We start from the raw sequence: 24,298 nt of genomic DNA, 5'->3' as shown, positions 1-24,298 counted from the left end.
GTTGGAGATTTTCGCGAGTTTCGCTAAAAGGTGGGCGCAGAATAAGCAAGAAAATATGATTTCATGTTAACAGGTACTTATACTCTCCCTATTTCCCAATGCGGTTATCAAAATGGAAAGAGTAGATCGCCTGCTGGTAGACAAAGCCCTTGCTGCTTCTCGCACCCAGGCTCAAAAGTTTATTGCTGAAGGAAAGGTGAAAGTGTTGCATTCCGGCAACTGGCAGGCCATAAAGAAACCCAGCGAGAAATTGACCGGAGACGCAGAGCTAAAGGTCGCTCTGGATGAGTCGGACCGATTTGTTTCCCGTGGTGGCCTCAAGCTGGCCAGTGCTTTGGCGAGAGTGGGTCTTGATATTTCGGGAATGACCGTAATTGATATAGGCCAGTCAACAGGAGGTTTTACTGACTGTGCCTTGCAGTCAGGCGCTGCAAAAGTGGTCGGTATTGAAGTAGGACATGATCAACTGGCAGAGAAATTGCGAAAGGAACCGCGGGTAGTCTGTCTGGAAGGTATTAATGCCCGCCAACTGAGCCCGGAGCTGTTAGAGCATACCGCAGGTCGAGCCGGGTTTGATCTGGCGGTGATGGATGTTTCTTTTATTTCCCAGACCAGGATTATTCCTTCGCTGGCCACCCTGATTAAAAAGGAAGGTTTTTTGATCAGCCTGGTCAAACCGCAATTTGAAGTGGGAAAAGCCGGCCTTGGCAAAGGCGGCATTGTTCGGGATGAAAGCCTTTATCCTGAAGTCGAGTCGTCTATTCGCAACTGTCTCGAAGAGCAGGGTCTGAAAACAACCCAGTATTTTGACAGTCCGATTAAAGGGGGTGATGGAAACCGGGAGTTTCTGATAATTGCCAGAAAAACGTCCTGACGTATTCCCCGCCCTAAGAGGCTGTTACAAAATTCTGGTCCCCATGCTCCAAAGCGCCATCACGCTGAAAAGTTATCGTTTGCGAGCGATCATCAATCCGTCGCTCACGGGCAGTAAGACCATATCTACCCTGTTATCCTGTTGAATAAAACGGTTGCATTCATCAATGGCTCTGGCTTCTGCATCCTGAGGATTTAAGACCGTGCCACCCCAGAGAGCGTTGTCCACCAAAACCAGCCCACCGGATTTCAGTAACTCAATACTACGCTGGTAGTAGTTCAGATAATTTTCTTTGTCAGCATCGATGAACACCCAGTCGAATGAACCCTCCTGATCTGCCATTTCGGAAAGGCTGTCCAGAGCAGGCTGAATTTTCAAGGTTATTTTCTCTGACACACCTCCTTTCTGCCAGTGCTCTCTGGCAATATTTGTCCATTCCTCAGAAACATCCAGACAAGTCAGGTGTCCGTCTTCTGGCATGGCCAATACTGTCGCCAAAGCACTGTAACCAGTGAAAGTGCCGATCTCTATTCCCTTTCTTGCACCACTGATCTTGACCAGCATTTGCATGAAAGCGCCCTGCTCAGGCGAAATCTGCATGTAGCCTTCGGTAAAGTCTGCCATCCGTGCTCGCAGCTCACTCAATACGGGATGATCACGCATACCCGCATCAGTAAGGTAAGCAGCAATTTCAGGTGATATGGTCAGAGTGGTTCTGGACATGATGCTGCCCCCCTATTCAATCAGTTAGCAAGCACGGAGCCTCAGGTTTGATACCTTCCATTTTATATCAGCAGTCAGGGATCAAGAGAACCTCTTAATGCTGATCATGTAAGGAAGGGAACAAAAGAAAGTCGGAGTGTTATCCAGTAAACAGGGCTTTCAGGTGTTCCCATCGTCTGAGTTTTTGATCGTGATTATTAAGTCACAGCAAATTTATTAGCCATAAAACTGAATTATCGTACTTTTTTTGTGTCTAAAACTCATTCGTATAACTCATTGAATAAAATAACAAGGAGGTTTTACTTGTGGATGCCATTGCTGACTCCCCTTTCCCCAAGGGGCCCGGACCTGACGTAACGTCGATAAACGATGAATGTCCTATTTGTTTGGAAAAATTCCATGGTCGCGCTGTGGCGGCTGTGGACGTCAAAACTGAATTGCGAACCCAATGTGGTCACGGCTACCATTCGGACTGTATGACGCAGCTATTTCTTAACGTAGCCATAGATCGCCGCGAGTGCTCGTATTGTCGGCAAGACCCGTTCCCTGTGACGAATTTGAACACTGGTGAATCTCACCAGGTTAAATTTTTCCCCACTATGAGGTTTTATCATGCCTGTGTAAACGGGGATCGGGAACAGGTCTTTGGGGCGCTGGCAGAAGGAGTCAATGTCAATGCCGTCATGCATAAGGATACTCCCTTAATGTTGGCATCCAATGAGGGGGATCCGGTGATCGTTGACCGCCTGATCAAGGCCGGGGCGGACGTCAATATCGCTCGGACTGAGGACTGGGTCACTGCGCTGATGATGGCTGCCCAGATGGGCAAGACCCACTGCGTGGAACGCCTGCTCAAGGCTGGGGCGAATATCAACGCCCGAACCCGGATGGGCGCCACCCCACTGTACTTTGCTGCCCAGCAGAGCAAAATCGACTGCGTGAAACTCCTGCTCAAGAAAGGGGCAGATCGCAACATCCCCAAGATGCCGGATGGCGTTACCCCGCTGTTCCTCGCTGTTTCGAAAGGCTATGTCAAGTGCATGGAACTCTTGATCAAAGACGGGGCAGACCTCAACAGCCGGCACAGGGATGGCAACACGCTGCTACACATTGCAGCCTGTAGGGGCGGTGAAGGTTCCGTGAAACTCCTGATCAAACATGGGGCAGATCTCAACGCCGTCTTGCCGGATGGTACCACCCCGCTGTTCCTCGCTGCCCAGGAAAATAGATCCGGCTGCGTAAAACTCCTGATCGAAGCCGGGGCGGATCGCAACGCGGCCAGAACCAGGGATGGCGCCACCCCGCTGTCCATCGCAATCGAGATGGACAACCACGACTGCGCAGAGGCCCTTATCAGGGCCAAGGCAGCGAAGAGAACAAATGAAGGGGACTGCGTTATCCTTTAAACACGGCTTTGAGGAGTTTCCATCTTCTGAGCTTTTGAGAGGGCTGATTGTTTAATCAAATACCGATTGCCCGTAAATCCTGATCCACGCCGGGGCAGATCTCAACGCCGCCACGACTTTGGATGGCGCCACCTCGCTGTCCATCGCAACCAAGTTGGGCTATACCAACTGAGTGAAAGCCCTTACCGAGGTCAAGGAAAGGAAGGGAGCAAAAGAGAGGCATTCTACTATCCGGTAAAAACAACTTCCAGGTGTTCCCGGACTCAGAGTTACATGACATTGCTCCTCTATTCAATCAGTTAGCAGGTATGGAACGAGGTCGCCCGTAATCATGGATGAAGAATGCAAAAATTTAAATGATAGAAGTGAATTCTACACACTATAAATAATCATAAATCAACCAAAAAGTAGCACCCACAAATGTGTGGACTGAATTTTAATCAAAAAATTTTGGTTGTTGTCTGCTGAACCGGATTATTTGTGGGTTTTCGGGCAGGCACTATTTACCATACGGCTACTGTAAAGTTTTTATATTTGCAATCGCTAAACTCAAAGGGGTTTTATAATACTCTTGGTAATGACTTAATATATCTTCAACAGTATGAAAATAAATACTACTACCTCCTATTTTACTTATACAAACATTATCTCCAATATGAATGAATGTATGAACAAGTTTGTTATTGTTTAAAATTGCAATAGTAATGAAATGATCCTTTATGTCTGAGTTTTCCAGAGCTGTAAGTTGAAGGTAAAGTTCGTCATGGTATGATTGTGAATTAACCTCCATTAAATTCACGAATTGAAAGCAGGTTGTTGGCGTTTTTACACCTTTATAATAATCGCTAAAAGTTTTATTTCCTGGCAAACGATTTCCTAACTCTGGGGGGAAATTATCAAAAATATTTTGTAATCCTTGATTTATACATTTTATGAATCGTTCCTGCCATAAATTTGAAGGTTTGTAATCGTGATTGCCATTATGTGTTTTAATGTTAAAAGATATCATCTTTCCCAGCGTATTTTCACCCATTTTCTTTGCTAAATCATTATCCCTTTCATTCCCATTGATGCAGTTAAAAAGTTCATCTTTTATTTCAAATGGAAGATACTTTAATACCGTTCTCTTCTCAAAACCATCCTGAAGTAACCCAGTAAAAGTCTTGTCTCTTTTTTTAGATCTATCAATTTTTATACATACTAATGCCTCTGCAGTTTCCACGGACATGTGATGACACGTTGCCCCAGCTTTTTGTAAATCTGAAGCGTTTTGTTCAAGACAGCCATCAGGTTGAGCAAAAATTTTAGAGGTAACCGCCAGAAGTAATAGAGCAACAAGTTTAGTAATCATTCCAATATTCAGTTTTAAATACTATATGCTGGATCGATAGTATAGGCATAACAAATGCCTTCTGCCCGTTCCATAGCTTCGGCCCCATCCGGAATATTTTCGACGCAGTCTTGAAGCAGGTGTTGAGCCTGTATAAAAACTCAAAGCACTGACAGAGCAGATAAATAATATTCACTCCCTTGAATGGCGAGAGTGAGATTTTATACCAGACTGTTCGGCTTGCCTTTGAATAAATATGACAACCTGAAGGATCACCGCCAAGTTAACCAGGATCAAACCATGCCAAGAAAAAAGCATCCGAACAAAAAAATAGAAGCAGCATTGAAATACTTAGAAAGCAAAGGCTGGCGTATTGAAGTCGGTTGCTCACACGCTTGGGGCAGAATCTACTGTCCGTTTAATAATGCTAAGTGCCGACTCGGTGAATTCTGCATTTCCAGCACAACCGCAGACGATGATACATGCACGCCAAATTCACAGGATCATAGACCCCTTTGGTCCAAAGGCTGACCGTCGAGGCAATCCTTTGGAACCATTTGGTATGCGGCGTTTAGCTGGGCAGTCTGGACAGGATGAGCTTTAAGGTTTCTTTGATTTCCGCAATCTCTTTATCTTGACAATCAAAGCGTTTTTCAAAGCGTTTTTCCTGCTGGTCTAAACGTTTTTCTTGTTGGTCAAAGCGTTCGTCAAAGCGCTTTTCTTGTTCGTCAAAGCGTTTTTCTTGTTGGTCAAAGCGTACTTCAAAGCGCTTCTCTTGTTCGTCAAAGCGTTTTTCTTGTTGGTCAAAGCGTTCTTCAAAGCGCTTTTCTTGTTCGTCAAAGCGTTTTTCTTGTTGGTCAAAGCGTTCTTCAAAGCGCTTTTCTTGTTCGTCAAAGCGTTTTTCTTGTTGGTCAAAGCGTTCTTCAAAGCGCTTTTCTTGTTCGTCAAAGCGTTTTTCTTGTTGGTCAAACCTCCGGTGCATTTCAGCACGGGTTTTGCTGGCATAGCTGACAATACCCGTCAAGGTGTCTCGAATATGGTCAAGCTCTGTTTCCGGCGTTTGTTCAGCACTCAAGCTCATGCTGTACTCCCTAAAAATTAACGAGAAGAACAGCATAGCAGACACGATAAAGCAGTGAAGTAGAAATATGGGTAAAAATAGGAACCGGGCAAAGCCGTATATCACTGCATTCTGACTAAACCAATGCTCCAGGAGCAATTAGGGAGAGCTTAAACAGCAAGAGATTGACGATTCGTTGCTGGCCTCAGCTACCAGAAGTTCTGTCCCTGATCAGCTGAAAGCTTTTGGACGCTTGCTGGCATCCACCTCATTGCAGGGGTGATGTTCATGCCAGTGGCGGGCAATCTGCTCCCTGGTGCATAGCCATACTTTTTCCTTCGACTGCACATAATCCAGAAAACGCATCAGCGCAGCCGCGCGACCCGGTCTGCCAACCAGACGACAATGCAAACCTACTGACATCATCTTTGGCTGATCGGCACCCTCATCATAGAGCACATCAAACGCATCTTTCAGATAACTGAAAAACTGATCGCCAGAGTTAAAACCCTGAGCAGTGGCAAAACGCATATCATTGCAGTCCAGTGTATAAGGTACGACTAGCTGCGGCTGGTTAAATCGGGTATCCCAATAGGGCAGATCGTCTGCATAACTGTCGGCATGGTAAAGAAAGCTTCCCTCTTCTGCCACCAGCTGCTCGGTCTGGGGACTGCAGCGACCTGTGTACCAGCCCGAGGGGCTATGGCCGGTCATTTCTGTGTGTATTTGTATGGCCTTCTGCATATGCTCACGCTCTTCATCAAGATCGTGAAACTGATAATCAATCCAGCGATAACCATGACTGGCTATCTCCCAGTCAGCATTCAGCATAGCCTCAACAACCTTTGGGTTGCGCTGCATAGCCATGGCTACGGCATAAACCGTCACAGGAATGTTTCTCTGGGTGAAGATACGATGCAGCCGCCAGAAGCCAGCTCTGGCCCCGTAGTCATAGATAGACTCCATACTGATATGGCGCATCCCTTCATACGACTGAGCACCAATAATTTCGGAAAGGAAAGCTTCTGAGCCCTTGTCACCATGAAGCACAGAATTCTCACCACCTTCCTCATAATTAATGACAAACTGAACAGCGATTCGCGACTGCCCGGGCCATTGCGGGTGAGGAGGGGTCTTTCCATACCCTGTTAAGTCTCTGGGGTAGCTGTTATCACTGTGATTCATGGCAGACTCCGACTTATTTTTCTGTGTTTAAATCAATATATTGATTGACCCGTAGTATCTATGGCATAAACTCCCAAAGTCTGACTATTTGGTCAACATTTTGTTGGCAGGTTCACAAAAATCACAAGATACATTTTGTCAGAACTCAGAGAAAAATACCCCCTTGATCTTGGGGATAATAAAATTCCAATAAAACCAACAAAAAATCAGGATATGCTATGAAAAAAATGGCTGATGGCTCTATAGGGGCTGATGGCTCAGACGAAGCCATACTGTGGCGACAGACAAAAGTCGACCTGGCCGCCCGCGCCCTGGGTGGTGATGTACTGTCTGCAAGCGATGACTTCTTTGCTGAAAAAGACAACCTGCTGCTGGACTCTGAGCCGGTTTTTCTCCCGGAGAAATATACGGCTTACGGTAAATGGATGGATGGCTGGGAATCCCGCCGGCGCCGCACTGGCGATCATGATTGGGTCATCGTCAGACTGGCGACCCCGGGCATGGTGGAAGGGGTCGAAGTTGATACCCGTCACTTTAAAGGTAATGCACCCGGGGCCGTTCAGTTGGAATACATTGCCAGCGAGTCAGATCCCGACGAGCAAAGCCAGTGGCAGACTATGAGCGCCAGAATGGCGGTTGAAGCCGATCATCGCAACCTGATTCGTCTGGATCAGCCTGTTGAAGCCACTCATATTCGCCTGACCATTTTCCCCGATGGCGGCGTTGCCCGTCTGAGAGTCTATGGAAAAATCCTGTTTAACACTCAACACCTTCTCCCCAACGAGCCCGTTGATCTATCGGCTCTGATGAACGGTGCTCGCCCTGTCAGCTGCTCAGATGCTTTCTTCAGCCCAATGCAAAATCTGCTTCGTCCGGGTCGCGGTGCCGATATGCATGATGGCTGGGAAACCCGCAGAAGACGCACTGGCGGTCACGACTGGATGGTCATCAGACTGGCTTCGCCCGGTAAAGTTGGCCGGGTTGAAATTGATACCCTGCACTTCAAAGGGAACTATCCAGACAGAGGTAGCCTGGAAGGCTGTTATTTTGAGGGAGAAGTACCCGATGACAAGACGGACTGGCACCCAATCCTCAGCGAACAGAAACTTCATGCCCACCGAAATCACTCTTTTGTAGAGAATCTGAAAAATACTCAGGAAATCTATACTCATGTCCGGCTGAATATTTTCCCTGATGGTGGGGTATCGAGATTGAGAGTCATTGGTCAGCCGGAGTCGGCAAAATGACATTGAACGATCTGAACACGCTGAGCGAAGAACGGGCAACAGAAACCTTCCGCCAATGTTGTGCCAGCAGTCACTGGGTTGAGTGCATGGTGGCTGCAAGACCCTTCGCCAATATTGAAAGCCTGCTGATTGCTGCCGATGCCGTGTGGTCTCATTGCCAGAAACCCGATTATCTGGAAGCGTTTGATGCTCACCCGAAAATCGGTGATATCAGCAGCCTGAAAGAGAAATACCGTAACACTCAAACCATGGCAGGCCATGAGCAGGCTGGCGTCGATGAGGCCAATGAACAAACCCTGCTGGCACTGGCTGAAGGCAATGAAAAGTATGAGCGACAGTTTGGCTATATCTTCATTGTCTGCGCCACCGGCAAAAGTGCCGGCGAGATGCTGACGCTGCTTAAGGAACGCTTGAGTAACGAGCCGGAGGATGAACTTTCCATGGCAGCGGCAGAACAGCATAAAATAACCAGTATCCGCCTGCGCAAAATGCTCGACAGCACCTCTTTGTCCACAGAAGGAGTGATTTTATGACCGGGATCAGCACTCATATCCTCGACACGGCTCTTGGCCACCCTGCCGATCAGGTTCCTGTCAGTCTCTACAAACAGGTTGAAGACAGCTGGATAGCGGTAGGGCAGGGCACAACAGACAATGACGGACGAATAAACAGTCTGGCAACGGACGAAGTAAACCTTCCTGAAGGCATTTATAAGCTGGACTTTGCGATTCAGAATTACTTTAACCGGCTGGAGCAGAAATGCTTTTATCCGGAAGTCTCGGTCATTTTTGAAGTCAATGATCATCGTCATCACCATGTGCCATTGCTGATTTCTCCCTTTGGTTATTCGACTTACAGAGGGAGTTGATTCTCACTCTTTGACGAAAATAATTGTCAAACATAACTAATGTTACACAGCCCTGAGCTGAGAAAAAAAGCCCTGAGCTGAGAAAAAAAGCCCTGAGCTAACAAAAATAAAGACCAAGAGGCATTGGCCTATGCCAACCACGTTAACCACCCGGGCTCTCCCTGTAGAGCCCCTGTCTGCTGAAGCTTTCAAGCCTTTCGGCGATGTGATCGAAGCCTGTGGTGACGCCATGATCATCAATCAGGGCCGCTGTCGTAAGTTCAACGACCTCACCCGGGTTCAAACCGATGCCGAAGGTGAGGTGGCCATTCACATTTACCACACGCAAGCCATCAAACAGCCCTACCGACTGGACTTACTGGAACGTCATCCTCTGGGCAGCCAAACCTTTATGCCTCTGGAGAAACAGCCATTTTTGATAGTTGTCGCCCCTGACAACCATCTGGAGCCGGATTTTGATCATATTCGCTGCTTTGCAGCTGATGGCTCTCAAGGTATTAATTACCATCCGGGCACCTGGCATCATCCGCTACTCTCAGCCGGTAACGGAATCTCCTATCTGGTGGTTGACCGGGCCGGGCCGGGACACAACTGTGACGAGGTTCTAATCCCGACCCACCTTTCTCTGACCGTGGGAGACCCGCTATGACGAGCACTGTCAATACACCTCCTGTTTTCTGGCGCGCTTGCGTACTCCACTTTCTGGATGATCCCGATAAGGGAGCACAAAGCTGGGAATACTTTGACGACGGTGGATTACTGGTTGAGTCAGGTTGTATCAAGGCCTGCGGCCCTGCCGAAACGTTATTGAAACAGCTGCCGGAAGGCTGTGAAATCAGAGACCTCTCTGGCAAGCTGATAGTTCCAGGATTTATAGACACGCATGTGCATTACCCCCAACTGGAAGTCATGGCAGGCTGCGGAGTACAACTGCTGGACTGGCTGGAACAGTATACTTTTCCTGCTGAAGCCCGCTTTTCAGATCCTGAATACGCCAGAGACATTGCAGAATTGTTTCTGGATCAATGCCTGAACAATGGAACCACTACAGCACTGGTGTTCGGCACAGTGGCGCCTCAATCGGTAGATGCTTTCTTTGAAGCTGCGCACAAGCGCAATATGCGTATGATTGGCGGCAAGGTCATGATGGACCGCAACGCGCCGGACTATCTGCTGGACACCCCACAAAGCAGTTATGAAGACTCAAAAAAACTGATCAATCGCTGGCACAACAAAGGCCGATTGTCCTATGCCGTCACTCCCCGCTTTGCTCCGACCTCTTCTTCCGAGCAGCTCACCCTGGCCGGAAGACTGCTCAGAGAACATGAAGGCCTTTACCTGCATACCCATCTGTCTGAAAACCCCAAAGAAATAGCATGGGTTCAGGAACTGTTTCCTGACAGCAAACATTATCTGGATGTTTATGACCAGCATGGTCTGCTGGGCTCACGATCGGTCTTTGCCCACTCCATCCATCTGTGCGAGCAAAGTTGGGACCGAATGGCCGAAAGCGACTCATCCATTGCCTGCTGTCCGGGCTCCAACCTTTTTCTGGGCAGCGGTTTATTCAGTTTCTCTAACGCACAAAACAAGAATATTCGTGTCGGGCTGGGTACAGACGTGGGTGGTGGCACCAGTCTTTGTCTGCTGAACACGATGAAAGACGCTTATCAGGTATCTCAGTTGAGTGAGAATACGATATCTCCTCTTCAAGCTTTCTACCTGGCCACGCTGGGGGGGGCCAGAGCCCTGCATCTCGACGACCGCATCGGCAGTTTCAAGATCGGCAACGAGGCAGACTTTCTGGTGCTTAACCCCGAAGCCACACCTTTGTTGAAATTCAGAACAGAAAAAACAAAAACACTGGAAGAGTTGCTGGGTGTTCTCATGGTGATGGGTGACGACCGGGTCATTGAAAAAGCCATCATCATGGGTCAGGAAACCCGAGGAAGAAACTGAGTATGGAATCCTATATACAAGACTGGTTGAACCTGATTTTTCGATGGTTGCACGTCACGGCAGGTATTGCCTGGATCGGTGCCTCCTTTTACTTCAACTGGCTGGAAGGGCGACTGGAAAACGCCCCTCAGGCAAAACAGAAAAAAGGCATTAAAGGGGAGTTATGGGCTGTGCACGGTGGTGGCTTCTATGAAGTGAACAAATACCACCTGGCACCGGAGAAAATGCCGGAAACCCTGCACTGGTTTAAATGGGAAGCCTATGTCACCTGGCTGAGTGGCTTTGCCCTGCTGGCCATTATTTACTACTGGGGCGCAGAAAGTTATCTGCTTGCGTCAGACTCTCCACTGTCACCGGCCTCAGCCATCGCAATCAGTGCATTCAGCCTGTTCGTGAGCTGGCTGGTATACGATTTACTTTGTCGGACTCCATTGTTTTCCAATGAGAAACTGTTCAGTGCGGTACTCTTTGGACTGATTGTTATTGCAGCCTGGGGATACACTCAACTGTTCAGCGACAGAGCAGCTTATATCCACGTAGGTGCACTGATTGGCACCCTGATGGTGGGTAATGTCTTCCAGATTATCATCCCGTCCCAGAGGAAGCTGGTGGATGCAGCCCAGAGCGGTGACAGCAGCTTTGATCCGGCCATTGCCCGACATGCATTGCTACGCTCAAGGCACAACAACTACTTCACCCTGCCACTGTTGTTTATCATGATCAGTGGCCATTACCCGATGACTTATGGTCATGACTTGAGCTGGGCGATTCTTGCTGCCGTGTCACTGGCTGCGATTCTGATCCGACACTTCTTTAACCGTCGCAACCAGGGTACTGTATTAACCTGGCTATGGCCTGCCGCTGCCGTAGTGATGTTGAGCCTGGCTTTTGTCATCCGGCCACAGACAGCGCCAATGTCGGGGGTTGCAAAAGCACCCGCTTTTGACGAAAAGGAAATTGTCGAGATTGTCACCAGTCGCTGTTCTACCTGTCATGGGGCCAAGCCAACCGACCCTCTCTTTCAGGCAGCGCCGGGCGGCTTGATCTTTGATGATTATGATTCCATAGCTAGCAAAGCGGACAAGATCTATAGTCAGGCCGTTCAGACACAAGTCATGCCTCTGGCAAACCGCACCGAGATGACTGAAGAAGAACGCCAGATTCTGGGGCAGTGGTATCATCAGCTGAAATCTGAATAGGACAAGTCGATCAAAGCTTCCATGAACTGATCGAGGATCGGGCCCTGCCAGAGGCAGAGCCCGATATATTACTGTTGTTCCAGTGCGTTTTTTCAAACCCTTTTTCCTCCCCGACTGGCTTTCGTTGTATAAAATTGAGACTGTCGTCACTGACTTTTAAATGGCTAAGATCCTTTGGAGACATACATGAAAAAATGGCAGTGTATTGTTTGCGGTTTTATCTATGACGAGGAACAAGGTTGGCCTGATGAGGGGATTGAGCCAGGTACTCGCTGGGAAGATGTTCCAGAAGACTGGCACTGTCCTGACTGCGGTGTCGGCAAAGAGGACTTTGAAATGGTCAAAATCGGCTAATTTTGTCGAAATAAACAGATTCCCGGTTTTTTCGCGAGAAAGGCTATTGCTCTCACCTCTACAGTGTTTTAGTCTGTTGGTGACCGCTTATCCATCGGAAGAAAAAAAAAAAGAAGGAGTGCATGACATCATGCGTAAACCAGAACTCGTCAACGCTATTGCCGATCAGGCAGATCTGACAAAAGAACAAGCCAACCAGGCACTCAATGCCTTGATCGAGGTCATTACCTCCGCTCTGAAAGAAGAAGACACTGTCAGTCTTGTGGGCTTTGGTACATTCCTGCAACGCAGCAGAGCCGCACGCACAGGCAAAAACCCACAAACCGGTGAGCCGATAGAAATCGCTGCCAGCAATACAGTAGCCTTCAAGCCAGGTAAATCCCTGAAAGAAGCCGTTAACAGCTGATACCTGCTAAACCCTCGAGTTCCCGAGGTTGTTCTGCTAACAGAACGACCTCATTTATTTAAAACTTCCTCTTTCCTGCCAGTCCCAGCCACAGCCATTCCGAGTATCTTCCCAGCAACCAGAAACTAAGCGCCAGCAATGCGTAGAACAGTGCTTTGTGCATTGTGTCCCAGCCATATTGAAAGAACAGGGTATACAGATTCAACAACAGAAAGCCGACTCCCAGGATTCTTAGAATAGAGTCATCTCTGCGAAAACCAACAAAAATAGCCAAACATGACGCTGCCAGCATGGCCAGTCGCCATAACCAAAGCTCCATTTGTGACGCACTGAAGGGCTCAGATGTATAGTCATAATCACCTATCATGGACAAAACCCACAAACACCCGAAGAGTATCGTTAACGAGAAAAACTGAGTCGCATCAAAAAAGGCTCTGGTCCGTTTAAAGACTGGCAGGCCGTAGCCCAGCAAAAGAACCACCAAACTGAAGACAAGAAATTGCACTGGAAAGCTCTTCCCGAAAAGCGGCAGATTACCATCACTAGTCCAGTAAATCGTTTCGAAAAAAAACCAGCAAGCCAATACCAGTAATCCCAATACCCAGAGCAACAGTGATTCCAGCACTATCGCGACTAACAGATAAATCGCAGCTCCAAGAAGCAATAACAGCGAATAGTGACCATTAACTGTATAAAAGACCTTGTACAGGTAGTAAATGGAAGCCGCTGTCGATATAGCGCCCAGGAAAAAAATAAGCTCCTGACTAAACACACGGCCTGTCTGGCGTGACTTGAACCAACCGCCAAACAGATAAATGCCAACCGACAATGCAGCGAAAAACAAGCTTCGGGTGCCGTCCTGAAGAGTAAATAAACGCTCCAGCCATGCAATCAGAGCCTTATCCGTAACCACTGCTAACAGTGATAGCACCATGGAAAATAGCGCCGCCCAGCAAGCGTACTGGGCCAGGATGCGCCATTGAAAGGATTGCACATCCAGAGAGTTCAGCAGGGCTTCTTTTTTGCCTTCATCCAGAAGACCATCCCGGGACCAGCTCTTGAGTGTTTCTTGCAGAAAACGGAACTGTCTTCCATTCACTTTCATAATGTCTCCCTGAGATAACCTGTAGAATCTGATGTGTCTTTTAATGCATTATGATGAGTAGCCCCTATCATTCTGAGTGTGCACCAAAAAACCATTCAGTTGCCATCATTGTTCAATACGCCCAGAACGCGTGTTCAACGTCCGCCAGATCTGGGTAAGCCTTTCATTTTTAAGCAATATAGCGTATTTTCCGAACCCTTAATTTTCTACTGGGTGTTGACACTTTTGCCTTATATCCCTAATATTCGCCGCACTTGTTGAGCAGCACATTGCTGATCGCAGGGCCCAGGTGGCGGAATTGGTAGACGCGCTAGCTTCAGGTGCTAGTGTCCGAAAGGGCGTGGAAGTTCGAGTCTTCTCCTGGGCACCAATCATTCAATAGTGATTGGGCCGGACACAAAGTCCGTACAATATAAGTGATAGGCCCAGGTGGCGGAATTGGTAGACGCGCTAGCTTCAGGTGCTAGTGTCCGAAAGGGCGTGGAAGTTCGAGTCTTCTCCTGGGCACCAACCCTCAAAATTTTGTCATGTGATTCGTAGTAAGAAAGCCGGACAGTTGCCCGGTGGTATTATCTTTAATCTCTCTTCCTTTTTGTTATCTCGAACCCCGGCAAAGGCAAACGCTCTTCGCCCGCAAGACCAGTCCCCCCAGAAAAGAAACGCGCAAATCAGCGGCTGCCATAGACAATCCACTGGATTTTATTATTAGGTGACGTGGTTATTTTTTGAGATGGTTCACGATGATGACGAGTGTATCTTCAATCTTGTCAAAGCGCTTATCGTGTTCGTCAAAGCGTTTATCAATCTTGTCAAAGCGCTTATCGTGCTCGTCAAAGCGTTTATCGTGCTCGTCAAAGCGTTTATCAACCTTGTCAAAGCGCTTATCGTGTTCGTCAAAGCGCTTATCATGTTCTTCAAAACGTTCATCAACCCTCTTGAAACCTGCAAGTGTCGCCTGTGTCAACGCCGCAAGATCAGATTTAACCCTGATAACCTCAGATCTGACCCCAGCAATATCTGACTTTAAGTCTGCAATATCACGCTGGTTAGTCAGTGTGATGTTTTGTGTGTCTGCGCAAACCCTCGCCAGACTGTGCATGTTAGCGTCCATCTGTCTATGTTGCTCCTCAAGTTTCTCAACTCTTGCCTCAAGGCTCATACATTTACCTTTACCGTTTGTTGCGTGAGCGTTGAGCATAGTAGACAATCGAGACTATCACAAAATCAGCTGACACAGCCATAGACCGCCTGTTTGTAGTCATCGGCTGATAGCCACATCAGGATGGGGGTCATTGCTGTTAAAAAATATAGACCCGCCCTATTATAGGCCTCAACCCTTTTATACTTACTCCGAAAACACAAGCCCGCCAGAAAAAGCATCTCAAATCAGAAGCAAAATATTTTTTCAAAATAATCGCTTAAAAAAATAGCCTTCTTTGACCTTCCTATTGAGCAGCATGACGCAGCTATTACTGGGTAACCAACGTGAGTTCGATGCAAAAAAAAGACAATCAAGCCCCTGTAATTTAACTACCTTTCGGTTAAAGCTCTCAGATAGCTAACCAGAGGCTCCCATGTCTACAACCAGTGTATTCTGTGATGTTGATGATTTCTGCCTGACTTTTGAACCAGAATGACATTTGATGAATTGATAGAGGCCACGGATCTGGACTCAGCATTCATGATAAGGGACATGAACTTCAGAGCCTGGTACTGCACCATTGGGAAGTTCAAAGAGAAGTACGAAGCTCTGGAGGCTCTGGCTTTTCTGGAACGTGGTGAGAACATTAAGGGGATGCCCTATCCGAAGTGGCGTAAGATTCAGCATTTGTCATGAAGGTTGTGAACTGATGGACTAAGATGAAGTCCGATCTGTACGAACATGACAATGCCCTCTGTACATAAAGTACAAATCTCAAAGCGGCACTTAGTCACAAACTCAGGGACTGCGAAGTAGATGCATTCCTTGGGAAATTTTTTAATGCTTGTTCTCTTGATTAAAATCAAAATGGTGTAGCTGTATATGCGCTTGTTTATTTTTTTAGTTTTCAACTTAAGTTTAACAATCGGCACAGGATACGCTGACATATGTACAATTTGTCAACTTGAAATTAACAGCTGTCAGCAAAGTACTGCCCTTTGCTGCGGACATAATTTTCATGAGGGATGTTTAGATACATTACGATCAAATCGTGATCTATTATGCCCGGTTTGCAAGCAGCGATCCCGAGTACACCATGGTGCAAGTTCAGGAGATCATAGAATTTGTTTTGAGCAAGAACCTCTTTCACAGGCACTTTCCAGACCAGAGTTTCAGGCAAGAATGATAGCCAAACTACAAAACGAGCCGGCGGATCCTGAACTTCTGGCGTGTGCAGCTCCATTTGTAAAATCACAACTCGATTACCCACCAAAAAATGATACTGATAGAAGTTTATACAGAACGTTAACTGATTTGTTCTTTCAGCGTTTTTCAGAGTTAAGCGAAGCAGATCGGTGGAAATCAGTAGAAGTTTTTCAAACGCTCATGGATAAAGCAAGCGAGGCAAAGACAGAGACTCAGACAGCAATAGAGACAGAGACTCAGACAGCAACAGAGACTCAGACAGCAACAGAGACAGAGACAGCAACAGAGACAGGAACAAGGCTCAGACAGAGCCATAGAGACAACGACAGCTAGTTTTATTTACAGAATGCCGCCTGCTTAAATCGAGCCACCAGGCACGTCGGATGGAGGGGCGAAGACCCGGAACGAACTGGAAGCATTTGATACTTAATGAGCCTTCTCCCCAGCTTACTGAGTAAGCCGGTAGGCAACGAAACCAAAAAGGAGAAGACCCAATGAGATTCTACACCAACTTGCATCCTCATTACTGTGGTATTGATCTCTATGCCCGAATGCTCTTCGTTTGTATTCTTGACCAGCAAGGCGACACGTTGGTTCATCAGAAAATAGCGGCTGATCCATCGGCTCTTCAGGCTTTTATCGAACCCTGTCAGAACAATATTGTCGTGGGCGTTGAATGCATGCATTGCTGGTATCGGCTCTCTACCTGGTGTCGTCATCAGGGCATTGATTTTGTTCTGGGTCATGCCCTCTATATGAAAGCGATTCACGGCGGAAAAGCAAAGAATGATAAAATTGATTCCTACAAGATTGCCAAACTCTTGCGGGGAGGCAATTTTCCCATAGCCTATGAATTTCCTGAAACCATGCGTGCTACCAGAAACCTCCTGCGCAGAAGAAACCGGCTGGTAAAATACTCCGGTGGACTCAAGGCTCATGTCAAAAATACCGCCAGCCAATACAACTTGCCTGATCTCAACAAGTACAACCTTCGATATAAAAGTAACCGGGCATCGGTCAGAGATTTCTTCCCGGATGCCATGGTTCAAACCAGTGTTAATCTTGACTTGGATCTGGCGGCCTATTTCGACCAAGAGCTGACTAAAGTAGAACGGAAGTTCAAGAAACACGCTCAGGATCTCAACGGCAGAGAGTTCAGGGTATTAAAAACCGTTCCCTGAGATTTGTGATGATCCTGCTTGCTGCAACATAACATGGGGATATACAGCACACGCAATATAATATCACTAACAGCCGTACCAAGTAGGATACTGTCATGGCAGGGAAAGCAACTCTTGGAGAAATCGCAAAGGCCGACCATGGCATACGCATGGCCAAAGCTTATACGTTATCGAGCTGATCGAGGCGGCTCGATCCGGGACCGCAGACTATGACGTGCTGTGCCAGCGTATGGACAAAGCCATCAGCAAGGTGATTCTCAGCCAGACAATGACCACTGACGACGGCAGCAGTCACAGCCAAGCCGAAGTCCATCAAGAAGTGGCTCGCTCTGTTATCAAAAGTGATGCAGACCTGGTGTGTGAGAGCCTTAACCAGCAAGTCATCAAATGGCTCACAGAATGGAACTTCCCTAACGCCAATGCGTTGCAATCGAGTGGGTCGGCACTCATGCAGATTATAATAAACAAAACTTCAGGAGGTGAATGATGTCTGAGATCAAAGTCATTAAGACAGAAAAAGATCATGCGGATGCCATGGAGCGCCTGATGTTCCTAATGGATAGCTGTCCGGAAGAAGGATCAAAAGAAGATAACGAACTGGAAGTATTGGCCCTCCTTATTGAGAAATACGAAACAGAAAAGTTTCCTGCAAACCTGCCAGACCCTATTGAAGCCATTAAGTTTCGTATGGAGCAAGAGGGTCTGGCCCGAAGTGATATGAAGCTTTATTTTGGTTCTGCCAGTAAGGTGTCCGAGATACTGAATGGAAACCGTGATCTGAGTCTTACAATGATTCGCAAACTGCACAGTGGGCTCGGCATACCTGCGGATGTTCTGATTAAGGAGCGAGGTGCCTCTTTACCTGAATCAAATGGCATCATTTGGGAAAATTTCCCACTGGCAGAGATGAAGAAAAGAGGCTGCTTTCCGGGCTTTTCTGGCTCGATTAATGAATTAAAAACCTATGCAGAAGAGCACCTGCGCCGTTTTTTAGGGAGTGTGGACTCCAGCTATATTGAACCTGCTCTTTGCCGGACATCTGCTCACTATGTTTCAGACAAAGAGGTTGATCAGTTCGCCTTGCTTGCCTGGCAAGTGAAAGTTTTACAAGAGGCAGAAAAAACGAAAACTGACAGCCCTTACATTCCTGGCAGTATTACACCAGAAGTGATGAAAGAGCTTGCAAGACTGAGTTGGTCAGCTCAAGGGCCAAAACTTGCTCAGGAATTCTTATCACATCTGGGGGTCAAGTTAGTTATCGAACCTCACTTTGGTAAAACTTATCTTGATGGTGCAGCTATGATGAGTAAATCAGATTATCCCGTCATCGGAATGACTCTGCGGTATGATCGCTTGGATAACTTCTGGTTTACGTTGATGCATGAACTTGCTCACGTCGCACTGCATTTAAAGTCTGACACAACTGCATTTTTTGATGATACTGACTCAGCTGAAAAGGACGATTGTGAACATGAGGCAGACAGCGCTGCAGCTGAGGCTTTAATTGAAAAGAGCATTTGGTCTAAAGCCAAGGTGCGTCAAAGTAAAAGCGAACGTGATTGCAAATCGTTAGCAAGAGAGCTAAAGATTAACCCGGCTATTGTTGCTGGGCGTATCCGTCACGAGGATAAAAACTACAGCATCCTGACCAATATGATCGGAAACAAAATGGTTCGTCAGCACTTCCGGTCATAACGGAACATTCCTGAATGATTAAACCCTATCAAAACAATCAAGCTCCTAACATCACAGGAGCTTTTATATGCCAATCGACATCTACAACTTCTTCGAACTCAGTAACAACTTCACGCCCAAGCCCGAAGCCGCCTTTCGACAGTTTCAGAGCAAAGAACTGAAAGCCAGCTTCAGCTGGATGGACCTACTCGTGGAAGAAAACGCGGCTGCTTTTACCCGCCTTTCACCGCCCCTGTCAGGAATAAATGGACTCGTAAAAAATGCCCAAAAATTTTCTCTTCTTTTAATTTCTGTTGCACACACTCGATTCATCGATTAAAAAACAGTCTGATCAAAACTTAAAAGACTTGGTTTTCTAATCCGGAATCTTCAATGGAACTTAATATCTGGCTGGCTTTTCTGGCCGCAACCATCATTATCAGCGTGACGCCGGGTGCCGGTGCGGTTAATACCATGGCCACCGCCATTCGCTCAGGGTTGATCAGAACCCTGCCATCCATCATGGGGCTTCAGGCCGCCCTGATTATATTTTTGATTGTCGTCGCTGCCGGTCTCGGGGCCATCCTTGCAGCCTCGGAGACACTCTTCACCCTGATCAAATGGACAGGCGCTATTTACCTGATCTTTCTGGGCATCATGAAATGGCGTGAAGCACCGAATGAGTTTTCCGTCGAGAACCAAAACCCTATCAGTCAGAGAAAATCTTTTGCCAGCGCCATTCTGGTCAATCTGACGAACCCCAAGGCCATTGTTTTTCAGGCTGCTTTCCTGCCACAGTTCATAGATCCTACCCTGACTCTCTGGCCCCAGTACCTCATTATGGGAATCACTATGGTTATAGTTGATAGCCTGGTTATGGTGGGTTACGCCAGCTTCGCCCTGAAACTGATGCCGATTCTGAAAAAGTATGGGAAGCTGCAAAACCGATTATTAGGCTCAATGTTTATAACCTGCGGCGGGCTTCTGGCTGCCAGCCAGCGGTGACGAACCTAATGGTACTATGGTCAATGTCTCACACAGGGAAAGGAAAACCTCCGGTTTCGGAAAATACTTAGCCATGGATAATAGGAATCGTCAGCTGGGAACAGGACGTTCACAAAGTCAGGAAGACTTAAGCTGACGAAGTTAATATCAGGAAGACCCGAACACCGCAGGGAGCGGACAAAGCAGAAAGCTTTGAAGTCAGGAAGACCGGTTGCAGGAAGTGAATTGAGGCAGGATGCAAACCGGGCAGGACGCCTGAACGGGTCAGGCAGGACCAAAACAGCAGGATGCTTATTTCAGGGCAGGAAGCTCTGGAAAACACAGCAGGAAAAGAATTCACAATGATCGTACAAAAAGCAGACCACAAGGTCTGTTTTTTGTATCGGATGATATTGACAAAGAACCCCCTCATACATATCATGCTCCTCGTTCTTTGCCGGTATAGCTCAGTTGGTAGAGCAACTGACTTGTAATCAGTGGGTCCCGAGTTCGACTCTTGGTGCCGGCACCATATACAGCGAAGCCCGTAGCGTTAGTGAACACTGCGGGCTTTTTGCTATCTGGAATTTACCATAGGTTATTTTCCAGATAGCCCGTTTTCATAGCCTTTCAGCCTCTGTATTTACCGACACCGAGCCTATGCCTGTTTGGATATTGCGCCCGTACAGATAACCGTTTCGGATAATTGAAGTCAGTGGATCATCAGCAGATTGGACTGCTTACCGGAGTGTCTGGACGTTATTATTGTTCGTTCCGTATCTCTTATTGTCAGTTGCAAGCTTGCAGGAATGCTATTGATTAGGGCACGCCACCTTTTTATGTCCTCAAACACCAGAAATGATCATAACTCCTGTTCCTGAAACTTGTAGCTTTAACCGTCTTGGTATGTATTTGACAGGGAATAGACGATCAAATGAAATCGAAACTCCAGGTTCGACGGATAGATTCAATACTTTTACGTACTTCCCTGAATATAACTAATGATCATGTTCTTCCTTGAGGTTGGTTTATTGGTTTATTCAATGCTGTGTTGTAATGTAAAAAAAACCGCACCGAGATTCAGATAGCACATACTTATGGCGGTGTTTAATCCACAACACTGAGGAAGGTAATTATGAGAATAACCATGGTAGCTTTAGCTCTTACCTTTGCAGGTTCTGCGCTTGCATCTGAAGAGGGTTTCTACATTGGCGGTAAAGCCGGGTATGAATCAGTCAGCAGTGAGATGGAGTACGGATCACTGAAAATTGATTCTTTTGGTAATCAGGGAAGTATCTATGGTGCTTTTGTCGGTTATAACTTCCCTGTTGAACGTGCCATGTATGTGGGACTGGAGGCTGAATATAACCATCACAGAACCAAGGCCGAATACAAGTTGAGCTCCTTTGAAGAAGAGATCCAGTTTAAAGGTGAATATGGTGCAAGCCTGATTATAGGCCACGCTTACAGTGAGACTGTAAACGTCTATGGTCGTTTCGGAATGAGTAATTTAAAGTCAGAAGCCAAAACCTCTGACGGGGATAAAGGGGATGATACTGTTACCGGCTGGCATGGTGGGTTCGGTGTAGAATTTAAAAATGAAGCCGGTCTCCCTCTGTCGCTCAGGGCTGAATACCGATATAGCCAGTTCGATGACATTGATTATGACTATGGGACTGACGTAGAAAACAAACCTAAAGCGCATTCGATGTCTCTCAGTGCCATCTATAGCTTCTGACAATTTCTGATTTACAAACAACCGAAAACCAGATAAGCCGAATGTAAGTTTATGCTCGGCTTATTCTCATTCAAAAAAGATTGAACTTGATTGGGAGCAGGCGATGGTCCGCTTTGTCAAGATAGTTGTCACTGTTACTGATTAACCAATAATGTGAAACAGTGGGTGGCGGATGTTTAACCGGGCATGATTCTCTCCGTTTAATTTCCTGATGATTTCCTTGCATGGCTTGAATGATCGGTTGAGGATGAAGGTTCATTGTTTACAGACAGAATCAGGGTATTACTATCTGAAAAGAAAGAAAAAATTATTCGATAATAGTGGCAGGATGGGAGGGTAATGATGATATGGAGAATAATTTTTATCAAGACATTACTTTTCTCATAATTTTATAAAAAAGCAATTTGATATTAATTCTGACAATAAAATTTATGTAAACGACAATGGATGGTCACAGCAATAGAGACGTCCAATTTATTGCTTTTTTCTGAGTGCCCCCTGTAGCAGTTAATGGATAAGTATAAATACAAGGGCTAGACTTCCTGTCGACTGTTCCAAAGAGTCCAGAGCATGGTCAAACTACAGCATTATTCAGCCCGGTTAGTCGTCCCTTTATTCCTGCTAATGGCTTTGATTGCAGAAGCCCAGACGGCGACTCAATCCTTGAACATAACCCCTTCTCCAACCACGATCTCTTCTCTAACCACGACCTCTGCTTCTTCGAAATCCAATTCGAGAGGTTTGTGTGATTCTCTGATAGGACAAACGGCGGGGGTTGAGCGGCGGCTAAACCAGTATGGTAGCCTTTTTAGCGGACGAGAGTGCTTTGTTCTGAGTGCCGATCCGGCAGAGGATTTGGCTGATGTGATCAAAAAGATTCCTGAGAATGCTGTTATACTTCTCTCTTCCGAAACTGTAGTGTCGTCTTCTACTGCGACTCCTTCTGCATCCGTTGCTCTTGCGACATCTTCGGTGTCCTCTGCCCCTGCGCCGGGAAACATCCCGGTTAATTATTTTATTGGTGGTGAAATAACTTTGAAGGACGGTCAGGACATTATCGGGGCGGCAGATGACGGTTTTGAAATCATTATCAGTCTTGGGTCAGGTTATTATGATCCTCATATGATCAGGATTGGAATGAATGGCAATTTCCAGTTTGGCAATGTGAGAGACAGTCATATAAGACACCTTACTTTCCAGCCAGTTAGTCCTAATAACACCAATAGGACGGTTGAAAAAATTGTTGCAGGAAAGTGTTACAACCGTAGACTGATTGTAGTGAATAACCTGTTTCACCTTCCTCTCACCAAGGCCGCACTTAATCTTGAGTGCAAAGAGTCTCTGGATGCATCGGCCAACGATATACGCCCGGGCCCGGGCCTGCTGTTCGTCAGTAACACGATCATAGGTAAAACCGCAACAAGGTTGCGCGACAGCTATATTCCAGAAGCAGGCGTCTTCATTAACCTTCATACAATCATTAACCAGACACAAAGGGTTGCTGTTATTGAGAATTCATTCGAGGGCGATATGGCTAAAGCGGGTGACTTTATTCTTGGGTTTGGGAGCAGCATGGATATTTTCAGAAACAGAGTCGACATTAACAATGTTGCCAAGACGCGTAGAGAAACTGCTACAGGATCGACTGTACAAAAAGATGGTTTCTCTCTCACAGGTCTTAAAGATCCCAATGTAGAGCCGCCTCTTTTTAATCTGGCAGGTAATCGAATCCACACAAAAACTACAGCGATAGGTGTTGACTCGCGAATTCAACTGGCCCTCGCTTGCAACCATCTTCAGGCGGTCAACCCGTGGCGACAAGCTATACGACAATTCAGCCTGAAAGCCATTGATCCACTACCCTTGGCAGGTGAGTGTGAAAGATCTGTGGGTTCAACCGGTGTCACGGCTACGCCCACTTCACCGACACTCTGCCAGATTGTAAATACCTGGACGGCTATCGCGGGTTCCACTGTCGATCCTACGACTATCATGGATACCACAGTCAGTCCGACGAATATCACAAGTTCCACAGTCGGTTCGACGACTATCACGGGTTACACAGTCGGCCCTTTGAGTGGACTGAACAATCTTGATGGTCAGCTCTATTTTGACCCATCCCTCTGCCCGACAGTGTCTACGCCCTTTGTTTCCAATAACGGTACGCCTTCCTACACCAGCACGGCTTCCGACAACGGTACGGTTTCTGTTTCATCGGCGGGTACAACCGAAGTGATGACTGGTTTGGGTGTCATAACCACTTTGACCGTATTATTGGCTCGTTGACATCCTCTCGCCCCTGAAGGAGCGAGATTCCCGTTAGTCACCTAACAGGTTCCTGTTTCACAGTTCGTTGCTCAGGGAACAAGCTTGGTTTTCGCGTAAAAGTTCCACAGTGGGAACTTTTACGATGATGAATCAACCCATGTTCCCCAAGTCTCACACGAACTCCGCAGGCTTAACATTCCTCCAGCCCGGAGGTAGGTCTGCAAGAGACGGGGGAATGATAATTTATGGGCTTGCTTTGCGCAAGCCGAGCTATCCATCCCCGTCCTCAAAGTACGGGGCTTTTCGCTCAGTTTCTGTAATGGGGTATGCGGTTTCAGTGAGCTTGACTTGTTTACTCATGACTCCCACGCTCCAGCGGTTATGGCAAAC

General features: G+C 46.9%; 26 protein-coding genes and 3 tRNA genes. 22 read left to right on the top strand and 7 right to left on the bottom strand.

From position 1 onward, the window contains the following. Positions 1-112 precede the first annotated feature (112 nt). Positions 113-874, top strand: a complete 762-nt coding sequence (locus tag KBW69_RS06345; RefSeq protein ID WP_257253498.1) for a TlyA family RNA methyltransferase — start codon at positions 113-115, stop codon at positions 872-874. Between the two features lie 72 nt (positions 875-946). Here KBW69_RS06345 and KBW69_RS06340 read toward each other — a convergent pair whose 3' ends face one another. Beyond that, a complete protein-coding gene (locus tag KBW69_RS06340; protein ID WP_257280321.1) occupies positions 947-1,597 on the bottom strand; it encodes an O-methyltransferase in 651 nt (216 codons plus the stop codon). Between the two features lie 305 nt (positions 1,598-1,902). Here KBW69_RS06340 and KBW69_RS06335 point away from each other — a divergent pair, with 305 nt between their 5' ends. After that, the gene (locus KBW69_RS06335) at positions 1,903-3,003 is read left to right on the top strand and encodes an ankyrin repeat domain-containing protein (protein ID WP_257280320.1); all 1,101 of its coding nucleotides are present in this window, start codon (positions 1,903-1,905) and stop codon (positions 3,001-3,003) included. Positions 3,004-3,058: 55 nt separating this feature from the next. Here the strand turns inward: KBW69_RS06335 and KBW69_RS06330 are convergent, their stop codons facing one another. The 4 genes from KBW69_RS06330 to puuE form a co-directional block, all read right to left on the bottom strand. Further along, complete coding sequence (locus KBW69_RS06330; RefSeq protein ID WP_257280319.1) at positions 3,059-3,283, bottom strand: hypothetical protein; 225 nt, start codon at positions 3,281-3,283, stop codon at positions 3,059-3,061. Between the two features lie 234 nt (positions 3,284-3,517). Beyond that, positions 3,518-4,354: a hypothetical protein gene (locus KBW69_RS06325; protein WP_257253503.1), complete on the bottom strand. Its 837-nt coding sequence runs from the start codon at positions 4,352-4,354 to the stop codon at positions 3,518-3,520. Positions 4,355-4,904: 550 nt separating this feature from the next. Continuing rightward, complete coding sequence (locus tag KBW69_RS06320; RefSeq protein ID WP_257280318.1) at positions 4,905-5,414, bottom strand: hypothetical protein; 510 nt, start codon at positions 5,412-5,414, stop codon at positions 4,905-4,907. A gap of 210 nt (positions 5,415-5,624) precedes the next feature. Beyond that, a complete protein-coding gene (gene puuE, locus KBW69_RS06315) occupies positions 5,625-6,578 on the bottom strand; it encodes an allantoinase PuuE (RefSeq protein WP_257254513.1) in 954 nt (317 codons plus the stop codon). A gap of 218 nt (positions 6,579-6,796) precedes the next feature. On the opposite strand from puuE, the gene alc reads away from it, so the two are divergent. The 8 genes from alc to KBW69_RS06275 all read left to right on the top strand — a co-directional run bounded on the left by alc (position 6,797) and on the right by KBW69_RS06275 (position 12,611). After that, entirely contained in the window at positions 6,797-7,825 is a 1,029-nt protein-coding gene (alc, locus tag KBW69_RS06310) for an allantoicase (RefSeq protein WP_257280317.1), read from the top strand. Further along, the gene (gene uraD / locus KBW69_RS06305; protein ID WP_257254515.1) at positions 7,822-8,358 is read left to right on the top strand and encodes a 2-oxo-4-hydroxy-4-carboxy-5-ureidoimidazoline decarboxylase; all 537 of its coding nucleotides are present in this window, start codon (positions 7,822-7,824) and stop codon (positions 8,356-8,358) included. Before alc ends, uraD begins: the two co-directional genes overlap by 4 nt. Further along, complete coding sequence (gene uraH / locus KBW69_RS06300) at positions 8,355-8,693, top strand: hydroxyisourate hydrolase (protein ID WP_257280316.1); 339 nt, start codon at positions 8,355-8,357, stop codon at positions 8,691-8,693. Before uraD ends, uraH begins: the two co-directional genes overlap by 4 nt. A gap of 130 nt (positions 8,694-8,823) precedes the next feature. Continuing rightward, positions 8,824-9,342 (top strand): ureidoglycolate lyase, encoded by a 519-nt coding sequence (locus KBW69_RS06295; protein WP_257254517.1) that lies wholly within the window; start codon positions 8,824-8,826, stop codon positions 9,340-9,342. Continuing rightward, a complete protein-coding gene (gene guaD / locus KBW69_RS06290; RefSeq protein WP_257274146.1) occupies positions 9,339-10,652 on the top strand; it encodes a guanine deaminase in 1,314 nt (437 codons plus the stop codon). The genes KBW69_RS06295 and guaD overlap by 4 nt, the downstream gene beginning before the upstream one ends. A gap of 2 nt (positions 10,653-10,654) precedes the next feature. After that, complete coding sequence (locus KBW69_RS06285; protein ID WP_257280315.1) at positions 10,655-11,851, top strand: urate hydroxylase PuuD; 1,197 nt, start codon at positions 10,655-10,657, stop codon at positions 11,849-11,851. 186 nt (positions 11,852-12,037) lie between these two features. Continuing rightward, positions 12,038-12,205 (top strand): rubredoxin, encoded by a 168-nt coding sequence (locus KBW69_RS06280; RefSeq protein ID WP_257254519.1) that lies wholly within the window; start codon positions 12,038-12,040, stop codon positions 12,203-12,205. A gap of 130 nt (positions 12,206-12,335) precedes the next feature. Further along, a complete protein-coding gene (locus tag KBW69_RS06275) occupies positions 12,336-12,611 on the top strand; it encodes an HU family DNA-binding protein (RefSeq protein WP_257254520.1) in 276 nt (91 codons plus the stop codon). Between the two features lie 58 nt (positions 12,612-12,669). Here KBW69_RS06275 and KBW69_RS06270 read toward each other — a convergent pair whose 3' ends face one another. Continuing rightward, the gene (locus tag KBW69_RS06270; RefSeq protein ID WP_257254521.1) at positions 12,670-13,716 is read right to left on the bottom strand and encodes a hypothetical protein; all 1,047 of its coding nucleotides are present in this window, start codon (positions 13,714-13,716) and stop codon (positions 12,670-12,672) included. A 283-nt stretch (positions 13,717-13,999) separates the two neighbouring features. On the opposite strand from KBW69_RS06270, the gene KBW69_RS06265 reads away from it, so the two are divergent. Then, positions 14,000-14,086 (top strand) — tRNA-Leu (locus KBW69_RS06265). 53 nt (positions 14,087-14,139) lie between these two features. After that, a tRNA-Leu gene (locus KBW69_RS06260) sits at positions 14,140-14,226 on the top strand. 208 nt (positions 14,227-14,434) lie between these two features. Here KBW69_RS06260 and KBW69_RS06255 read toward each other — a convergent pair. Next, positions 14,435-14,875 carry a hypothetical protein gene (locus tag KBW69_RS06255; RefSeq protein ID WP_257254978.1) on the bottom strand — a complete coding sequence of 147 codons (441 nt, stop codon included), beginning with the start codon at positions 14,873-14,875 and terminating at the stop codon, positions 14,435-14,437. A 474-nt stretch (positions 14,876-15,349) separates the two neighbouring features. On the opposite strand from KBW69_RS06255, the gene KBW69_RS06250 reads away from it, so the two are divergent. The 10 genes from KBW69_RS06250 to KBW69_RS06205 all read left to right on the top strand — a co-directional run bounded on the left by KBW69_RS06250 (position 15,350) and on the right by KBW69_RS06205 (position 23,926). Next, positions 15,350-15,553: a hypothetical protein gene (locus KBW69_RS06250; protein ID WP_257254977.1), complete on the top strand. Its 204-nt coding sequence runs from the start codon at positions 15,350-15,352 to the stop codon at positions 15,551-15,553. A gap of 186 nt (positions 15,554-15,739) precedes the next feature. Continuing rightward, entirely contained in the window at positions 15,740-16,396 is a 657-nt protein-coding gene (locus tag KBW69_RS06245) for an RING-H2 finger protein (protein ID WP_257280314.1), read from the top strand. 161 nt (positions 16,397-16,557) lie between these two features. After that, positions 16,558-17,244 (top strand): transposase, encoded by a 687-nt coding sequence (locus tag KBW69_RS06240; protein WP_257275254.1) that lies wholly within the window; start codon positions 16,558-16,560, stop codon positions 17,242-17,244. A 169-nt stretch (positions 17,245-17,413) separates the two neighbouring features. Next, entirely contained in the window at positions 17,414-17,731 is a 318-nt protein-coding gene (locus KBW69_RS06235; protein WP_373690675.1) for a DUF935 family protein, read from the top strand. Further along, positions 17,728-18,939 (top strand): ImmA/IrrE family metallo-endopeptidase, encoded by a 1,212-nt coding sequence (locus KBW69_RS06230; protein WP_257280313.1) that lies wholly within the window; start codon positions 17,728-17,730, stop codon positions 18,937-18,939. The genes KBW69_RS06235 and KBW69_RS06230 overlap by 4 nt, the downstream gene beginning before the upstream one ends. A gap of 67 nt (positions 18,940-19,006) precedes the next feature. Next, a complete protein-coding gene (locus KBW69_RS06225; RefSeq protein WP_257255584.1) occupies positions 19,007-19,258 on the top strand; it encodes a hypothetical protein in 252 nt (83 codons plus the stop codon). 53 nt (positions 19,259-19,311) lie between these two features. Beyond that, the gene (gene rhtB / locus KBW69_RS06220; protein WP_257255583.1) at positions 19,312-19,923 is read left to right on the top strand and encodes a homoserine/homoserine lactone efflux protein; all 612 of its coding nucleotides are present in this window, start codon (positions 19,312-19,314) and stop codon (positions 19,921-19,923) included. Positions 19,924-20,358: 435 nt separating this feature from the next. Further along, positions 20,359-20,434: transfer RNA gene (locus KBW69_RS06215), tRNA-Thr, on the top strand. Positions 20,435-21,037: 603 nt separating this feature from the next. Beyond that, entirely contained in the window at positions 21,038-21,640 is a 603-nt protein-coding gene (locus tag KBW69_RS06210; protein WP_257275698.1) for an outer membrane protein, read from the top strand. Between the two features lie 570 nt (positions 21,641-22,210). Further along, positions 22,211-23,926, top strand: coding sequence for a hypothetical protein (locus tag KBW69_RS06205; RefSeq protein ID WP_257280312.1), 1,716 nt, complete (start codon positions 22,211-22,213; stop codon positions 23,924-23,926). Positions 23,927-24,298 lie beyond the last annotated feature (372 nt).

The sequence above is a fragment of the Endozoicomonas sp. ISHI1 genome (assembly GCF_024606225.1).
Taxonomy (GTDB): Bacteria; Pseudomonadota; Gammaproteobacteria; order Pseudomonadales; family Endozoicomonadaceae; genus Endozoicomonas_A.
The sequence above is the reverse complement of the archived record's forward strand: the minus strand, read 5'-3'. Positions and strand labels throughout refer to the sequence as shown.

What these genes read in the sequence shown, in the direction of transcription:
- KBW69_RS06345 (WP_257253498.1), top strand. Translation starts at nt 113, where the DNA reads ATGGAAAGAGTAGATCGCCTGCTGGTAGACAAAGCCCTTGCTGCTTCT.
- KBW69_RS06340 (WP_257280321.1), bottom strand. Translation starts at nt 1,597, where the DNA reads ATGTCCAGAACCACTCTGACCATATCACCTGAAATTGCTGCTTACCTT.
- KBW69_RS06330 (WP_257280319.1), bottom strand. Translation starts at nt 3,283, where the DNA reads ATGTCATGTAACTCTGAGTCCGGGAACACCTGGAAGTTGTTTTTACCG.
- KBW69_RS06325 (WP_257253503.1), bottom strand. Translation starts at nt 4,354, where the DNA reads ATGATTACTAAACTTGTTGCTCTATTACTTCTGGCGGTTACCTCTAAA.
- KBW69_RS06320 (WP_257280318.1), bottom strand. Translation starts at nt 5,414, where the DNA reads ATGAGCTTGAGTGCTGAACAAACGCCGGAAACAGAGCTTGACCATATT.
- puuE (WP_257254513.1), bottom strand. Translation starts at nt 6,578, where the DNA reads ATGAATCACAGTGATAACAGCTACCCCAGAGACTTAACAGGGTATGGA.
- alc (WP_257280317.1), top strand. Translation starts at nt 6,797, where the DNA reads ATGAAAAAAATGGCTGATGGCTCTATAGGGGCTGATGGCTCAGACGAA.
- uraD (WP_257254515.1), top strand. Translation starts at nt 7,822, where the DNA reads ATGACATTGAACGATCTGAACACGCTGAGCGAAGAACGGGCAACAGAA.
- uraH (WP_257280316.1), top strand. Translation starts at nt 8,355, where the DNA reads ATGACCGGGATCAGCACTCATATCCTCGACACGGCTCTTGGCCACCCT.
- KBW69_RS06295 (WP_257254517.1), top strand. Translation starts at nt 8,824, where the DNA reads ATGCCAACCACGTTAACCACCCGGGCTCTCCCTGTAGAGCCCCTGTCT.
- guaD (WP_257274146.1), top strand. Translation starts at nt 9,339, where the DNA reads ATGACGAGCACTGTCAATACACCTCCTGTTTTCTGGCGCGCTTGCGTA.
- KBW69_RS06285 (WP_257280315.1), top strand. Translation starts at nt 10,655, where the DNA reads ATGGAATCCTATATACAAGACTGGTTGAACCTGATTTTTCGATGGTTG.
- KBW69_RS06280 (WP_257254519.1), top strand. Translation starts at nt 12,038, where the DNA reads ATGAAAAAATGGCAGTGTATTGTTTGCGGTTTTATCTATGACGAGGAA.
- KBW69_RS06275 (WP_257254520.1), top strand. Translation starts at nt 12,336, where the DNA reads ATGCGTAAACCAGAACTCGTCAACGCTATTGCCGATCAGGCAGATCTG.
- KBW69_RS06270 (WP_257254521.1), bottom strand. Translation starts at nt 13,716, where the DNA reads ATGAAAGTGAATGGAAGACAGTTCCGTTTTCTGCAAGAAACACTCAAG.
- KBW69_RS06255 (WP_257254978.1), bottom strand. Translation starts at nt 14,875, where the DNA reads ATGAGCCTTGAGGCAAGAGTTGAGAAACTTGAGGAGCAACATAGACAG.
- KBW69_RS06250 (WP_257254977.1), top strand. Translation starts at nt 15,350, where the DNA reads ATGACATTTGATGAATTGATAGAGGCCACGGATCTGGACTCAGCATTC.
- KBW69_RS06245 (WP_257280314.1), top strand. Translation starts at nt 15,740, where the DNA reads ATGCGCTTGTTTATTTTTTTAGTTTTCAACTTAAGTTTAACAATCGGC.
- KBW69_RS06240 (WP_257275254.1), top strand. Translation starts at nt 16,558, where the DNA reads ATGAGATTCTACACCAACTTGCATCCTCATTACTGTGGTATTGATCTC.
- KBW69_RS06230 (WP_257280313.1), top strand. Translation starts at nt 17,728, where the DNA reads ATGATGTCTGAGATCAAAGTCATTAAGACAGAAAAAGATCATGCGGAT.
- KBW69_RS06225 (WP_257255584.1), top strand. Translation starts at nt 19,007, where the DNA reads ATGCCAATCGACATCTACAACTTCTTCGAACTCAGTAACAACTTCACG.
- rhtB (WP_257255583.1), top strand. Translation starts at nt 19,312, where the DNA reads ATGGAACTTAATATCTGGCTGGCTTTTCTGGCCGCAACCATCATTATC.
- KBW69_RS06210 (WP_257275698.1), top strand. Translation starts at nt 21,038, where the DNA reads ATGAGAATAACCATGGTAGCTTTAGCTCTTACCTTTGCAGGTTCTGCG.
- KBW69_RS06205 (WP_257280312.1), top strand. Translation starts at nt 22,211, where the DNA reads ATGGTCAAACTACAGCATTATTCAGCCCGGTTAGTCGTCCCTTTATTC.